This window comes from Rhodopseudomonas pentothenatexigens (assembly GCF_900218015.1).
Classification (GTDB): Bacteria; Pseudomonadota; Alphaproteobacteria; order Rhizobiales; family Xanthobacteraceae; genus Rhodopseudomonas; species Rhodopseudomonas pentothenatexigens.
The window spans coordinates 12,598-28,174 of the sequence record NZ_UFQQ01000041.1; the positions used below are offsets into that span (position 1 = coordinate 12,598).

The following is a 15,577-nucleotide window of genomic DNA, read 5'->3' on the forward strand; positions in this document are numbered from 1 at the left end:
TGCCGCCAAGGTCAAGTGATTCAAGCCGGCGCCATCGGGAGTTTAGAACGATTGTAACAGGCGCTATCATTCGCATCTAACAAGAAAACGCCGAAAATGGGTTTGATTTGGCACAAAATCCGCCGGTTGCCGGGTGTGATTTCGCACCCGCGTGGCGCCGCCCTACCTACGAGACCGACAGCGGCACGGTGCGGCGCAATCCGTAAACCATGGACGCCGATCAAGAGCAGTGATGCGTCGCCGATTAAGACTTCGGCCAAGCTCGCATCGGATGATCGATGGAAGGTCGGGAACGGACCGGACTGAGCAAAGCAGTCGGGATCGCACAACGCCCGCGCCATCGACCCGGAAGCGCCATGCCCGCGAAGACCTCGTCAAGAACGAAACGACGCAAGCCCGCCGCGCCGCGCACCGCCTCGCTGCTGTCGATCCTCACCCAGAACCTCACCAAACATGGCGACCGTGCTGGCGTCGTCGGGATCGGTGCTGCTCTGCCTGCTGATCGCCAAGCGTTTCGCCTGAGCCGTTCACGACGACGGCGCGGCTGACATTGCAGCCGCGCCGACCGGGAGGATCGCCGCTCGGCGCGGCGGAATACCGGCGTGCGGGCCGATCAGGCCGCCCGCACGTTGTCGAGGAACTTACTGACTTCGAGCTTCAGCCGGTTGCTGTCCTGCGACAGCGACTGTGCGGCGGACAGCACCTGGGAGGACGCCGAACCGGTCTCGGTGGCGCCGCGCTGCACGTCGGTGATGTTCGAGGACACCTGCTGGGTTCCGGACGCCGCCTGCTGGACGTTGCGGGAGATCTCCTGAGTGGCAGCGCCCTGTTGCTCCACCGCCGAAGCGATGGTCGAGGCGATCTCCGACATCTTGCCGATGGTGTCGCCGATCTCCTTGATGGCCCCGACCGATTCCTGGGTCGCCGTCTGGATGCCGCCGATCTGCTGACTGATCTCGCCGGTAGCCTTGGCGGTCTGCTCAGCCAGGGCTTTCACCTCCGAAGCGACCACGGCGAAACCACGCCCCGCCTCTCCGGCCCGCGCCGCCTCGATCGTGGCGTTAAGCGCCAAGAGGTTGGTCTGGCCGGCGATCGTGTTGATCAGTTCGACCACGTCACCGATTCTTGCCGCCGCCTTGGCCAGTTCGCCGACACGGTCGTTGGTCTTCTGGGCTTGGTCCACGGCCGCATTGGCTATCCGCGCCGATTCCTGCACCTGGCGGCTGATCTCGCCGATCGACGATGACATCTCTTCGGTGGCCGAGGCCACCGACTGCACGTTGGTGGAAGCTTCCTCCGAGGCGGCCGCGACCATGGTGGTCAGTTGCTGCGCTCGCTCGGCGGTGGAGGTCAGCGTACCGGCTGACGCCTCGAGTTCGGTCGAGGCCGACGATACCGCCTCGACGATTTCGGCGATCATGGTTTCGAAATCGCGGGTGATGGTGTCGACCCGCTGGCCCCGCGCGATTTTATCATCGGCCTCGCGGGCCGCGGCCTGGTCGGCCGCCCGCTTGGCGACGAGCGCCTCTTTGAACACCTGCAGCGCATCGGCCATCTTGCCGATCTCGGTCGCCTCGCCGCGATGCGGGACGTCGACCGCGAGGTCACCCTGCCCGAGCGCCTGCATCGGCGACACGATCGAGTCGATGCCGCGCGAGACGTCGCGCACCAGATACCAGCCCACGGCCACGCCGATCATGCCGGCGGCGCAGATGATGATCCCCAACAGCAGGAAGGTGGTGGCGTATTGCCGTTCGGCGGCTACGCCGGCGACATCCACGCCCTTGTTGTTGAGTTCGATGTCCTTGTTCAGGATGGCGTCGGCCTTCTGCCCGAGTGGCAGATACTTCTCCTCGTTCAACTTCTGCGCCTCGGCAGGGTATTTGCCGACGCTGGCGCGGGACAGCGCGATCACCTCCTGCACGCCGGATTCGTACTCACCCCACTGCCTGACCCAGGCGTCGTACAGCGCGCGCTCCTCCGGCGAGTTGATCAACTTCTCGTAGTCCTGGCGGATCCTGGCGATCGTCTTGACCGCCGTATCGAGCCGCTTCTCCGCCGCCGCCTTGCCGTCGGCGGTCAGTTCGAGGAAATGCGACCGGAGGATGCTGCGGTAGGAGAGAAGCTGGATCTTCAGGTCGCTCAGCAGCCGGATGCTCGGCAGCCAGTTGGTCCGCATGTCGACCGCGCTGGCGTTGATCGACCGCATCGAGGTGACCGACAATGCACCGATGCCGAGCATGGTGACGAGCAGGAACGCCAGCACGGCGGTGATTTTGGCGCGGATCGAGAGTTTAGCAAACATTGCGCGACTTCCTCGTTGTCGACATGCGACGTCGACCGAGGCGAACATCGCAACGGCACGGTGGAAGGCACAACGTGTGACTCACGCTGCGTGGCGCCGTCCTGGTCGAATTGGAGATCGCGCACCTGAGCGGTCCGCGAAATGTGCCCCGTTGCCTCGTTATCAGCAGCCACTTACCTGGCTGTTAACAGGGCGAGAACAACCCTCCACAGCCCGCCATGTGACGAGGTGGTATGCAAAAATGGAAGGCTGACCGAAGCCGTGGACGGCGCTCGATGAACTTATCAAGACAAGATAGTTCACTTTTCAAGACGCGATAGGCCACGGCCCGGGACGCCGGTAACTAGATCAGCTCAGCGGTCGATCGCTAGGCTGCCCGCACGCTGTCGAGGAATCTGCTGACTTCGATCTTCAGGCGGTTGCTGTCCTGCGACAGGGATTGGGCGGCCGACAGAACCTGCGAAGACGCCGAACCGGTCTCCGTGGCGCCACGCTGCACGTCAGTCACGTTCGCCGAGACTTGCTGGGTGCCTTGCGCCGCCTGCTGCACATTGCGGGAGATTTCCTGGGTGGCCGCACCCTGCTCTTCCACCGCCGAGGCGATCGTCGAGGCAATTTCCGACATCCGGCCGATGGTCTGGCCGATCGCCCTGATCGCATCGACAGATTGTCCGGTCGCGGTCTGGATGCCGGTGATGTGCTGGCTGATCTCGCCGGTGGCCTTGGCGGTCTGTTCGGCCAGCGCCTTGACTTCCGCGGCGACCACCGCAAAGCCTCGGCCGGCCTCGCCGGCGCGCGCCGCCTCGATGGTGGCGTTGAGCGCGAGCAGGTTGGTTTGACCGGCGATGGTGTTGATCAGCTCGACGACGTCTCCGATCCGCGCCGCCGCCTGCGACAGGGTGCTGACACTGTCGTTGGTCTTGCGGGCCTGATCGACCGCGTCGTTGGCGATGCGCGCCGACTCCTGAACCTGACGGCTGATCTCGGTGATCGACGAACTCATCTCTTCGGTCGCCGAGGCGACCGACTGGACATTGGCGGAAGCCTCCTCGGAAGCGGCGGCAACCGACGTCGCGAGATCCTGAGCCCGCTCGGCGGTCGAGGTCAGAGTACCGGCCGAAGCTTCGAGCTCGGTCGATGCCGAGGACACGGTCTCGACGATTTCGCCGATCGCACGCTCGAACTGCCGGGTCGCGGCATCGATCCTCTGGCCGCGAGCGATCTTCTCTTCGGCTTCCTTCGCTGCCGCGGCATCGGCGTCGCGCTTCTGGATCAGCGCTTCCTTGAAGATCTGCAGCGCGTCGGCCATTCGCCCGATTTCGGTCGGCTCGCCGCGATGCGGGACATCGGCGGCCAGATTGCCCCGGCCGAGCTCCTGCATCGGTGAGACGATCGACGCGATGCCGGCCGCGACGTCGCGGATCACCATGTAGCTGGCGACAAGGCCGAACAGAATCGCCAGACCTAGAATTGACAGCACCATCCAGAAGGCGGAGCTGTAAGTGACGGCAGCAGCCGCATTCGACTCGTCCGCCCCCTTGTTGTTGATATCGATATCCTTCTGCAGGAACGAGTCGGCGCGGCGCCCGATCGGCACGACAACCTTCGACAGGTATTCGGCTGTTTCCGGCGAGAATCGTCCGACGGACTTCCTGGACATCTCGATCACCTTTTGCGATTCATCGAGATAGCTCGCCCACTCCTTTTTGAAGGACTCGTAGAGCTGCCGCTCTTCGGCCGAGGAAATCAGCGGCTCGTAGATGCTCTGGTCCTTCTTGATGGCGTCCATCACTTTGGCGATGTGCTTGTCGGTCTCGGCCTTGCCGTCGGCCGACAGCTCAATCAGGTGCGCCCGCATCTGGTTGCGATAGCTCGAGATGTTGGAGCGCAGGCTGCCGAGTACGCGAACGCTCGGCAACCAGTTGGTGCCGAGGTCGAGCGTGCTGGCGTTGAGGGTGTTCAACTTGTACAACCCGAGCCCGCCGAGACCCGAGATGGCGAGGAGCAGCAGCGCGACGAGGACGGTGATCTTGGTGCGGATCGATAGCTTGGCAAACATCGAGGGCTCCTCGAGAGAGCTGACGACGCGCAGCATGACTCCACGGCGGATCGAGTGATCGAGGCGGGCCCGATTCGCCTCCAGCAGCCACGTTGCCGTCCGGAAAGCGCGAGCAATCTGTGCCGCGGAACTTTCTGCAACCTTAACGAGAATGTTCGTAAAAATACGCGGGCGAAAACACTGACAGCGTCCTGACTAACACGCACGGAGAAACCAGAGAGGCGTCCAAGCGGCCCCTACGCCGCCGGGTGTCAGTGGCGGCCGGCACCGGCGCTACGCGCGCGTTCGAACAGGCCGTCGAGCCAGGATCTGTGGAGATTCCGCGGCGCAATCTCGCCCGGCTGCGAGATCGTGGGCCGCTCATGCACCAGTTCGAGCGCGATCGTCGTGGCGAGTGCTCGCGGCGGCACACCGCCCAGCATCTCGCTGCGCCTGCGGCCGGCGGCTGCCACGGTGATCAAACGATCATCGGTCAGAACGAAGGTACAGTGGTAAACCGCGCCGTCGACTCTGAGCTGGAACCAGTAGCTCTCCGAGTGAACATGGGACATCGAATGCTCCCGCGGCAGGCTGCCATCACGGTGGTCAGCATGCCGCAGGGATTTGCGGCCGCAAGCGCAGCCTTGTCGAACGGTTGATTGTCGACTAACCGCCTGCCGGAGCTACCCAGCGTGCGCCGCCCGCAAACGCGCAACGGCCTGCGTGCGGGACGCAGGCCGTTGCGACGACTTGTGCAGGTCTCAGGCCGCCTGCGGCTTCAGCTTGGCGCGCCAGTTCGGATACAGCTTGTCGGCGTCGTGCGGGAAGCTCTCGAACGCGCGGGCGAATTCGCGGTGATCCTTGGCGAACTCGACCGGATCGGCGCCCTGCTTCCAGCACTGTTCGGCCTGACGCAGCGACTTGGCACCCGCCGCGCCGCCGTCGACGTGGCCGAACGCACCGCCGCCCGCCGTCATGATCAGGTTGGAGTGGCCGAGATTGTCGAAGAAGCCCGGCATCCGCAGCGCGTTCATGCCGCCGGAGATGATCGGGGTGGTCGGGTTCATGCCCAGCCATTCCTGGTGGAAGAACGGACCGTCGGCCGAGTCCTCGGTGATCATGTAGGCGATCGCACGGTCGGCGGCTTCGCCTTCCATCTTGCCGAAACCCATGGTGCCGGTGTGGATGCCCGAGGCACCCTGCAGGCGCGCCATCTTCGACAGCACGAAGGCGGTGTAGCCGCGCTTGGACTGCGGCGAAGTCACCGCACCGTGGCCGGCGCGATGATAATGCAGGTACTGCTTCGGGAACGCGCGGCGGGCGGTGGTCACCGCGGCCGGGCCGGCGACGTAGCCGTCGACCAGGAAGGCGATGTGGTCGGCGTTGTCGGCGAAGGTCTCGAGGATGAACTCACCGCGCGCCAGCATCTCGTAGTGATCGTCGGCGGTGATGTTGAACGAGAACAGCTTGGCCTCGCCGGTGGTGTCCTGCGCCCGGCGCATCGCGTCGGCGACGGCCCGCACCGTGTCCTTGAACGGCGCGAACACCTGGTTGCCCTGCGGCTCGTCGTTCTTGATGAAGTCGCCGCCCAGCCAGAAATCGTAGCAGGCATTGGCGAACGGCTGCGGGCGCAGGCCGAGCTTCGGCTTGATGATGGTGCCGACGATGAAGCCGCCGTTGACGACCGGGCGGCCGAGCACGCGCCACAGATCCTTGATGGTCGTCGACGGGCCGTCGAACAGCTTCAAGTAAGCCGGCGGGACGTAGAAGTCGTACATCTTGGCGTATTCGACGTCGCCCATGCCCTGGTTGTTGCCGATCGTCAGGGTCAGGAACGAGGCGATCATGGCGCGGCCGTCGATCACGTTGCGGTCGAACAGCTCGATCGGGTACGCGATCTTCATCAGGCCCTTGGCCTCGTCGATCTCGTACACCAGCGCGTCGACGCCGCGGGTGAAGTCGTCGGTGGTGGAGACTTCGACGTTGGTGCCGGTCGAGGATTCGGCGGCGAAGTGTGCGGCGGTCTGGATGAAGTTGCCGAAGCCGGCCTTCGGCTTCATGATGTAGGCGCACAGCACATGCCGTCCGCCCGCGATCAGCTCGCTCTCTTTGAGGTTGAGATTGGCGTAGCGGTTCGACTGGTCCATGGTGATCTCCTGCAATGCGAGGCGCGGCGGCCCGCTGGCCGCCGCGAATTGAATCCGGTTACTCCGCGGCGCGGGCGACCTGGCCGATCTGCGGATCGAGTGCGCCGGACTTGTAGCGCTTGGCCATCTCCGCCATCGGCACGACCTTGATCTTCGAGGCGTTGCCGGCGGTGCCGAACTGCTCGAAGCGCAGCTTGCAGATGTCGCGCATCGCATCCATCGCCGGCTTCAGGAACTTGCGCGGATCGAACTCCGCCTTGTTCTGGGTCGCGACCTTGCGGAACACACCGGTCATCGCCAGACGGCAGTCGGTGTCGATGTTGACCTTGCGGACGCCGTGCTTGATGCCGCGGACGATCTCCTCGACCGGGACGCCGAAGGTCTGGGGCATCGCGCCGCCGAACTCGTTGAAGATGTCCTGCAGGTCCTGCGGCACCGACGACGAGCCGTGCATCACCAGATGGGTGTTCGGCAGGCGGCGGTGAATCTCTTCGACCACCTTCATGGCCAGCACGTCGCCGTCCGGCTTGCGGCTGAACTTGTAGGCGCCATGCGAGGTGCCCATCGCGATCGCCAGCGCGTCGACCTTGGTGGCGCGGACGAATTCGACCGCCTGGTCCGGATCGGTCAGCAGCTGCTCGCGGCTGACCTTGCCTTCGACGCCGTGGCCGTCTTCCTGCTCGCCGCCGCCGTGCTCCAGCGAGCCGAGCACGCCGAGCTCACCTTCCACCGAGGCACCGACCCAATGCGCCATGTCGACGACGCGGCGGGTGATATCGACGTTGTACTGATAGTCGGCGGCGGTCTTGGCGTCGGCCTTGAGCGAACCGTCCATCATCACCGAGGTGAAGCCGTAGCGGATCGCGGTGGCGCAGGTGGCTTCGTCGTTGCCGTGGTCCTGATGCATGCAGAGCGGAATGTCGGGATACATCTCGGCCAGCGCGTCGATCATCTTCGCCAGCATGATGTCGTTGGCATAGGAGCGGGCGCCGCGCGACGCCTGGATGATCACCGGGGCGTCGACCAGCGCCGCCGCCTCCATGATCGCGAGGCCCTGCTCCATGTTGTTGATGTTGAACGCGGGCACGCCGTAGCCGTGCTCAGCGGCGTGATCCAGCAATTGCCTCAGGGTGATACGCGCCATGATGTCTCCTCAAACTGACTGTGTGACGACGAAGTCGTCGCGATGTTCGAAAATCGGGCTCAGTGCTTGCCGCGGGCGATCGCGCCCTTGGCGGCGTCCACCACCGCATCGGCGGTGATGCCGAACTTCTGATACAGCACCGGCGCCGGTGCCGAGGCGCCGAACCCGGTCATGCCGACGAACGCGCCGGTATCGCCGATCCAGCGGCGCCAATCGATGTCGCGCGCCGCCTCGATGCCGACCCGCGGCGCGGTGCCGAGCACGCCGGCGCGGTAGGCGTCGTCCTGCTCGGCGAACAGTTCGAAGCACGGGGCCGACACCACCGCCGCCTTGATGCCTGCGGCTTCCAGCTTGGAGGCCGCATCCAGCGCCAGCGACACTTCCGAGCCGGTGGCGATCAGGGTGACGTCGCGCTTGGGCGGATCGATGACCACATAGGCGCCGCGGGCGACCGGATTGCCGGCCGCACCGTTCGGACGCGGCAGCGCCGGCAGGCCCTGACGCGACAGCGCCAGCACCGACGGGCGCGAGGTCTGCTTCAGCGCGACGTCCCAGGCCTGCGCGGTCTCGATCGCGTCTGCGGGGCGGAACACCAGCAGGTTCGGGATCGCGCGCAGCGAGGCGACGTGCTCGACCGGCTGATGGGTCGGACCGTCTTCGCCGAGGCCGATCGAATCGTGGGTCATCACGTGGATGACGCGCACGCCCATCAGCGCGGCGAGACGGATCGCCGGCCGGCTGTAGTCGGCGAACACCAGGAAGGTGCCGCCGAACGGCACGAAGCCGCCGTGCAGCGCGATGCCGTTCATCGCCGCCGCCATGCCGAATTCGCGGATGCCGTAGTGCAGGTAGTTGCCGCCGAACGCGCCGGGCTTAACCGACATGGTGCCCTTGGCGTGGGTCAGGTTGGAGTGCGTCAGGTCGGCCGAGCCGCCGAGGATGTTCGGCGACGCCGGCACGATGGCGTCGATGGTGAGCTGCGACGCCTGACGGGTGGCGATGGTCGGCTTGTCGGCGTCGAACTTGGCGATCAGGCCCTGCAGCGCGCCTTCGTAGTCCGCCGACAGCTTGCCGGCGAGCGCATCGGTGAAGCCGGTGCGGGTCGTAGCGTCGGCCGCCGCCAGCCGCTGGGTCCAGGCGTCGTGCGCGGCCTTGCCGCGGCCGCCGGCCTCGCGCCAGCGCGCCAGGATCGGATCGGGAATCTCGAACGGCGGATACGGCCAGTTCAGCGCGGCGCGGGTCTTCTCGACCTCGTCGGCGCCGAGCGGAGCGCCATGCGCCTTCTCGGTGCCGGCGACCTTCGGCGAGCCGAAGCCGATGGTGGTGCGGCAGGCGATCAGCGACGGACGGTCGCTCTTCTTGGCCTGCTCGATCGCGGCCGCGACCGCTTCCGGATCATGGCCGTAGACACGGGTGGTGGCCCAGCCCGACGCGGCGAAGCGCGCGAGCTGATCGTCCGAGCACGACAGCGAGGTGTCGCCGTCGATCGAGATGTGGTTGTCGTCCCACAGCACGATCAGCTTGTTGAGCTTGAGATGACCTGCCAGCGAGATCGCCTCGTGGCTGACGCCTTCCATCAGGCAGCCGTCGCCGGCGATCACATACGTAAAGTGATCGACCAGCGCGTCGCCGTAGCGCGCGTTCATCATCCGCTCGGCGAGCGCCATGCCGACCGAGGTCGCAAGACCCTGGCCGAGCGGGCCGGTGGTGGTCTCGACGCCCTGGGTGTGGCCGTATTCCGGATGGCCCGGGGTCTTCGAGCCCCACTGCCGGAACGATTTGAGCTGATCGATCGTGACATCCGGATAGCCGGTCAGATGCAGCAGCGCGTACAGCAGCATCGAGCCGTGGCCGGCCGACAGCACGAAGCGGTCGCGGTCGGCCCAATCGGGCGCGGCCGGATCGAACTTCAGGAAGCGGGTGAACAGCACGGTGGCGACGTCGGCCATGCCCATCGGCATGCCCGGGTGGCCGGACTTCGCCTTCTCGACGCCGTCGATGGCGAGAAACCGGATCGCATTCGCCATGTCGCGATGCGTGACCTTGTCGTGGATGTCGCGTGCGGGAACGTTCAAACCGGCCTCCCCAGTTTCTTGCAGATGTTGGGCATTACTTCATGCTTCGCTTGCGGTCGATCAGCTGCATGATCAGCGGCGTCAGGATCAGCTGCATCGCCAGATCGAGCTTGGCGCCGTGGATCACGATCGAGTTGGCGCGCGACATGAAACTGCCCTGGATCATCGACAGCAGATACGCGAAATCGATGCCGCGCGGGTTCTTGAAGCGGATCACCACCATCGATTCGTCGGCGGTGGGAATCCAGCGCGCGATGAACGGGTTCGAGGTGTCGACGGTCGGCACCCGCTGGAAGTTGATGTCGGTCTCGGCGAACTGCGGCACGATGTAGTGCACGTAGTCCGGCATCCGGCGCAGGATGGTGTCGGTCACCGCCTCGGTCGAATAGCCGCGCGCCGCACGGTCGCGGTGCAGCTTCTGAATCCATTCGAGGTTGATCACCGGCACGACGCCGATCTTGAGATCGGCGTGCTGCGCGACGTTGACCTTTTCGGTGATCACCGCGCCGTGCAGGCCTTCGTAGAACAGCAAGTCCGAGTTCGACGGCAGGTCCTGCCACTGGGTGAAATTGCCGGGCGGCACGCCGTGCAGCGCGGCTTCCTCGTCGTCGTGGACATAGTGACGGGTGCGGCCGGTGCCGGTCTCGGCGTAGCTTCTGAAGGTCTGCTCCAGCTCCTCGAACAGGTTGGTCTCGGGGCTGAAATGGCTGAAGTGGCGGTTACCGCGCTCGGCTTCCTCCGCCATCTTGTTGCGCATGTCGACCCGGTTGTAGCGGTGGAACGCGTCGCCCTCGATGAATGCGGCGTTGACGTTCTCGCGGCGGAAGATCTGCTCGAACGTCTTCTTCACGGAGGTGGTGCCGGCGCCGGAGGAGCCGGTGATGGAGATGATCGGATGCTTACGGGACATGAGGAGGTACTTCCAATTCCAACCGGGGGAGACGTCAGACGCGGAACAGGCCGCGGCGGGCGAACAGCGGCGCCGAGCGCGACGCGGCACTCGGATCGGTGTGCAGCAGTTCGATGCGCTTGACCTTGTCCATCGACCCCATGATCAGCGGCGAACGCTGGTGGATCGTCTTGGCGGTGAGATCGAGCACCCGCTCGCGCCCGGTCGAGGCGGCGCCGCCGGCCTGCTCCATCACGAACGACATCGGATGGGTCTCGTAGAGCAGCCGCAGCCGGCCGTTGCCGTAACCCGGACGGTTGTCGCCCGGATACAGGAAGACGCCACCGCGGGTGAGGATCCGATATACTTCGGCCACCAGCGAGCCGATCCAGCGCATGTTGAAGTCCTTGGCGCGCGGGCCATCGGCGCCGGCGATGCACTCGTCGACGAAGTCGCGGATCGGCTGCTCCCAATGGCGATGGTTGGAGGCGTTGATGGCGTATTCGGCAGTGTCGGCCGGCACCGTCACCCGCTCGCGGATCAGCCGGTAGGTCCTGGCCTTGCGGTCCAGCGTGAAGATATCGACGCCGTCGCCGAGCGTCAGCACCAGCGAGGTCTGCGGTCCATACACCACGAAGCCTGCCGCGATCTGGCAGGAGCCGGGCGCGGTGAACGGCTTGACACCCGGCTGGTTCGGAATGATCGAAAAGATCGTCCCGACCGTCATGTTGGTGTCGATGTTGGACGAGCCGTCGAGCGGATCGTAGGCGATCGAGATCGGCGCGTTGGGATCGCCGTCGACCAGAGTGTCGGACTCTTCCGACGCCAGCGCCGCGAACGGCACGTCTTTCAGTGCGGCGGTGATGATCTCGTCGGCCTTGACGTCGAGATCCTTCTGCACGTCGCCGTCGGCATTGCTGCCGCCGTGTGCGGCGCCGGTGATGCCGGCCAGAGCCCCCTGCCCGATCAGTTCGGAGATTTCGATCGACCCCGCGGCGATCGCGCCGACCGCGGCGGCGACCGCTTTGCGCTGCGGATCGACCGCATAAGAATCGAGAAGAACTGAGAGCGTTTGGCCCTGATCCATGATGACTCCCCCACAACGCAGCGCGGCCAAATGGCTCCAGCGGGCTCCGTTGCGCGGAGCTTGTGAGCCGATCGGTCACATAAGAGAAATTGCATTTTCCTTGGTACCACCAAAGGAATTTTTATATGGAGCGCCGCCGCCCTGTATTTTCTTACCGGAAAACGGCGACGCGGCGCGGATTCTGCACAATTAGTCGAAGGCTGCTGTGATTTAGATCAGAAGCGGGCGCATGGATCGGGGCGGAATCGGCTTCGATCGGCCGGAGCGGCGACACTCTTATACTTTAGCAGCGCAACGCGTCCCCAGCGCGAGGTGTTTGTTGCTGCCGCCGCGTGCCGGCGCATCGCGGCGCGAGCTCCCTTGACGCTGGCGGCGCATTTGCGGGACATAGGAAAATTGAATCAAAACAGATGGTTGAGCGACCGGAGCGATGCGCGCGCCGGCGCCGCCATAGTTTCAGGGGGGAAACGACATGAGCGAAGCGGTGATGGCCGGCGCGGAGGCGTTCGCATTCGACGGCGGCAGAACCGGCGTACTGCTGGTGCACGGCTTTACCGGCAGCCCGCAGAGCATGCGCTATCTCGGTGAGCGGCTCGGCGAACGCGGCTATTCGGTTCTCGGCCCGCGGCTGCCGGGGCACGGCGTCTCGCCGGCCGCGATGGCCAAGACCACCGCGACGGACTGGGTGAACTGCGCCGAGGACGCGTTGCTCGAGCTGTCCGCCAGATGCGACAAGACCTTCGTGGCCGGGCTGTCGATGGGCGGCACGCTGTCGCTGTATCTGGCGGCGACGCATCCGGACAAGGTCGCCGGCGTGATCCCGATCAATGCCGCGGTGCAGATCGACTCGCCCGACCTCGCCGGGCTGGCGTATGCGCGCGGCCTGCCGGAATTCGTCCCCGGGATCGGTTCGGACATGGTCGACACCACCACCAAGGAGCTGGCCTACGATCAGGTGCCCGTGACCTGCGTCAAGCAGGTGATGGGCCTGGCCGCCACCGCCCGCGCGCTGCTGCCGAGGATCAAGTGCCCGACCCTGGTGATCAATTCGCGGGTCGACCACGTGCTGTCACCCAACAATGCGACGGTGATCGCCAATCACGTCGGCTCCAGCAGGATCGAAACGCTGTGGCTCGACAACTCCTACCACGTCGCCACGATCGACAACGACAAGGACCTGATCGCCGCCGCGATCGACGGCTTCGTGCGGCGCAATTTGTAACCGCGCAGCGGCCGCAGCGCGGGGCGTGATCGAGATTACACCGGCGCTGCGGCACACCTTCTCACCGGAGCGGCGAAGACGACCGGGACGCGAGATGCTGAAAGAGGCTCCGCGCCAGCGGCGTCAGCTCCGGCTCGCTGCGGACGCAGACCGACAACCGGCGCGTCGCCCAATCGTCCTGAAGCCGGGCGATGGCAATGCCGGCCGATCGCTTCGCGCGCCTTGCGGCCGCTTCCGGCACGATGCCGATTCCGACGCCTTCGCCCGCGAGCCGGCAGATCCCGTCGAAGCTCCGAAGCGCGACCCGGAGCTTGATGTTCGCCCCGAGCCGAGCCGCCTGCATCTCGAGATGCTGCTGCAATGCGCCGCCGGTCAGACCGACGAAGTGCTGATCGAGCAGGTCGGCAAACCGAAGCTGCGGCTTTTCCGCAAGAGCGTGGCTCGGCGCCAACACGGCCACCAGCCGGTCGATGGCGAAGGGACGCAAGGTCAGGCCGGCGGTTGCGGCGGCACCGGACAGGATGCCGATTTCGGCGAAGCCGGCAGACACGCTCCTGGCGATCTCGGAGCTCTGCCGTTCCTTGAGGTCGAGATCGACCCGAGGGTGCTGCGCCATCCAGGTCGCCAGCCGTTCCGGCAGATACTCCGTGATGGCCGCCGTATTCGCGAAGACGCAGACATTCGCCCGCATTCCCTTCGCATAGCGGCCGAGCTCGCCACGCATCTCGGCCATCTGGTGCAGGATCGTGCGGGCATGATGCGCGAGCGCCTCGCCCGCTTCGGTCGGCACGATCCCGCGCCGGCCGCGATGCAGCAGCAGAACTTCGCCGGCCGCCTCCATGTCGCGCAGCCGTTCGCTGGCGGCCGGCAGCGACAGACCGGCTTCGGCCGCACCGCGGGTGATGCTGCCGGCTTCGATGACGGCGAGGAACAGGCCGAGATCGGTAAGGTCGAAGCGCATCTTCCGAGACTAGCCCACGGTCAGCCTTCGGCATAGCCGAAGGTACGGATCGGCACATCCGCATTGCCGGAAGCCTCGCGAAGCGGCGGTGATGCACCATGTCCGATGTTTCGATCTCGCTGCTGGCCGCGGTCTTCGCCACCTTCTTCGTCGCCGGCCTGGTCAAGGGCGTCACCGGCATGGGCCTGCCGACGGTGGCGATGGGCGTGCTCGGCGCGTTGATCTCGCCGGTCGCAGCCGCGAGCCTGCTGCTGGTACCGTCCTTCGTCACCAATGTCTGGCAACTGCTGGCCGGCCCGAGCCTGGGTGCAGTGCTGCGCAGGCTGTGGCCGATGATGGCGGCCGTCGTCGTCGGCACGCTGCTGGGATCGACATGGATCGCCAGCGGCGATACGCGGCTGACGACCGCGATGCTCGGCGGCGCCCTGATCGTCTACGCCAGCACCACGCTGCTGGCCCGTCCTATCAGCATCTCAGTGCGCGCCGAGCCGTGGCTGTCGCCGCTGATCGGCGGACTGACCGGCATCGTCACCGGCGCAACCGGCGTGTTCGTGATTCCGGCCGTCCCGTACATCCAGTCGCTCGGCCTCGCCAAGGACGATCTGGTGCAGGCGCTCGGCCTGTCGTTCACCGTATCCACGATCGCGCTCGCAATCGGACTCGGCGCACACGGCGCTTTCCAGACCGATCATTTGACCGTATCGGCCCTCTCCACGCTCCCCGCTCTCGGCGGCATGTGGGCCGGACAGGCCGTTCGCAGCCGGATCAGTCCGACCGCCTTTCGTCGCGGCTTCCTGGTCTGCCTGTTGCTGCTGGGGTGCGAGATGGCGATGAAGTCGCTGCTGTGAATCGGGGCCTGAGGCGCAAGCGGAGTCGCGCGTTGTTTAAGCAGCAGCCCGTCCGCTTAAATTATAGGGGCGCCAAGGTAAGCCGCCTTAAACAAGAAACGGCGGCTCTCCGCCGCCACCGGAGCGACATCATCGTCATCGCGACCACCGTCGACCACCTGGGAAATCCGATCACAATCGGGCCGTGCTGGCGGAGAGAGTGGGACAGCATAGAAACGAGTGACGAAGCTGGGCAGACTGCGACACCTGAAGCAGTTCACCAGTCGGCGCGGCGGGCCGATCGCGATATGCAGGCTGCGCGGGCCGAAGAGAGGGCCACCAACCTCGCAGACATCATTAGGGCCCGCGAGAGTCTGGAACAACCTCGTTGGCGGGGATCGCGGCCGCCTTGACAGTACGCCGCGTTCCGGCTCCACGCGGCGGGGCTTGGTCAGCCACTCGGGTTGCTCGGGACGGCGGCTTGGATCACCAGTGCTCGACATCAATCGGGAGGGGGCCATGATCGACGCGGACCTATCAGTGTATTTTGCCGTTGCTGCCCGCCGTCGGCTTCAACTTGAGTGCAGCGTCGGCGCCCAAAGAATGACTTGCAACTGTACCTTAACGAGTGCAGAGCAACATCTTACGGGGATCGCCGCACATGACGACTGTCTACACCATTGGCTATGAAGGCACGGACATCGACAGGTTTGTTGCCACTCTCAAGGCCGTTGGGGTCGAGGTCTTGGTGGACGTGCGAGCGCTGCCGCTGTCCCGCAAGAAGGGGTGTCAATCGGCATTGGATCGGGACCCCGTATCGGCGTCCAAAAGGGACCCCTCGGGATGACGAGGCGCGAGCAAGCCGCGAGCGAGCGCGCTGTC

Annotated in this window: 12 protein-coding genes and 1 pseudogene; 4 read left to right on the plus strand and 9 right to left on the minus strand. The window is 65.5% G+C overall.

Translation table 11 applies throughout. The features are described from left to right. The first annotated feature begins 356 nt into the window (after positions 1 to 356). Positions 357 to 548, plus strand: coding sequence for a hypothetical protein (locus tag DWA33_RS25315; protein ID WP_167443272.1), 192 nt, complete (start codon positions 357 to 359; stop codon positions 546 to 548). Between the two features lie 65 nt (positions 549 to 613). Here the strand turns inward: DWA33_RS25315 and DWA33_RS23445 are convergent, their stop codons facing one another. From DWA33_RS23445 to DWA33_RS23480, 8 genes are all read right to left on the minus strand, one after another. Continuing rightward, a complete protein-coding gene (locus DWA33_RS23445) occupies positions 614 to 2,305 on the minus strand; it encodes a methyl-accepting chemotaxis protein (protein ID WP_114360897.1) in 1,692 nt (563 codons plus the stop codon). Positions 2,306 to 2,672: 367 nt separating this feature from the next. Next, on the minus strand, positions 2,673 to 4,364 hold the full coding sequence (locus DWA33_RS23450; RefSeq protein WP_114360905.1) for a methyl-accepting chemotaxis protein: 1,692 nt from the start codon (positions 4,362 to 4,364) through the stop codon (positions 2,673 to 2,675). 251 nt (positions 4,365 to 4,615) lie between these two features. Continuing rightward, entirely contained in the window at positions 4,616 to 4,915 is a 300-nt protein-coding gene (locus tag DWA33_RS23455; RefSeq protein ID WP_114360898.1) for a hypothetical protein, read from the minus strand. Positions 4,916 to 5,104: 189 nt separating this feature from the next. Continuing rightward, entirely contained in the window at positions 5,105 to 6,490 is a 1,386-nt protein-coding gene (locus DWA33_RS23460) for a ribulose-bisphosphate carboxylase (RefSeq protein ID WP_114360906.1), read from the minus strand. A gap of 58 nt (positions 6,491 to 6,548) precedes the next feature. Beyond that, entirely contained in the window at positions 6,549 to 7,634 is a 1,086-nt protein-coding gene (fba, locus tag DWA33_RS23465) for a class II fructose-bisphosphate aldolase (RefSeq protein WP_011160174.1), read from the minus strand. 59 nt (positions 7,635 to 7,693) lie between these two features. Further along, a complete protein-coding gene (tkt, locus tag DWA33_RS23470) occupies positions 7,694 to 9,709 on the minus strand; it encodes a transketolase (RefSeq protein ID WP_114360899.1) in 2,016 nt (671 codons plus the stop codon). Positions 9,710 to 9,743: 34 nt separating this feature from the next. Further along, positions 9,744 to 10,619 (minus strand): phosphoribulokinase, encoded by an 876-nt coding sequence (locus DWA33_RS23475; protein ID WP_114360900.1) that lies wholly within the window; start codon positions 10,617 to 10,619, stop codon positions 9,744 to 9,746. A 34-nt stretch (positions 10,620 to 10,653) separates the two neighbouring features. Then, complete coding sequence (locus DWA33_RS23480) at positions 10,654 to 11,685, minus strand: class 1 fructose-bisphosphatase (protein ID WP_114360901.1); 1,032 nt, start codon at positions 11,683 to 11,685, stop codon at positions 10,654 to 10,656. 472 nt (positions 11,686 to 12,157) lie between these two features. On the opposite strand from DWA33_RS23480, the gene DWA33_RS23485 reads away from it, so the two are divergent. After that, the gene (locus tag DWA33_RS23485; RefSeq protein ID WP_114360902.1) at positions 12,158 to 12,907 is read left to right on the plus strand and encodes an alpha/beta hydrolase; all 750 of its coding nucleotides are present in this window, start codon (positions 12,158 to 12,160) and stop codon (positions 12,905 to 12,907) included. A gap of 61 nt (positions 12,908 to 12,968) precedes the next feature. Here the strand turns inward: DWA33_RS23485 and DWA33_RS23490 are convergent, their stop codons facing one another. After that, positions 12,969 to 13,868, minus strand: coding sequence for a LysR substrate-binding domain-containing protein (locus tag DWA33_RS23490; RefSeq protein ID WP_114360903.1), 900 nt, complete (start codon positions 13,866 to 13,868; stop codon positions 12,969 to 12,971). A gap of 98 nt (positions 13,869 to 13,966) precedes the next feature. On the opposite strand from DWA33_RS23490, the gene DWA33_RS23495 reads away from it, so the two are divergent. Next, positions 13,967 to 14,716, plus strand: coding sequence for a sulfite exporter TauE/SafE family protein (locus DWA33_RS23495; protein ID WP_114360904.1), 750 nt, complete (start codon positions 13,967 to 13,969; stop codon positions 14,714 to 14,716). Between the two features lie 640 nt (positions 14,717 to 15,356). Further along, a pseudogene (locus DWA33_RS23500) lies at positions 15,357 to 15,482 on the plus strand (DUF488 family protein); the annotation flags it as partial. Positions 15,483 to 15,577 lie beyond the last annotated feature (95 nt).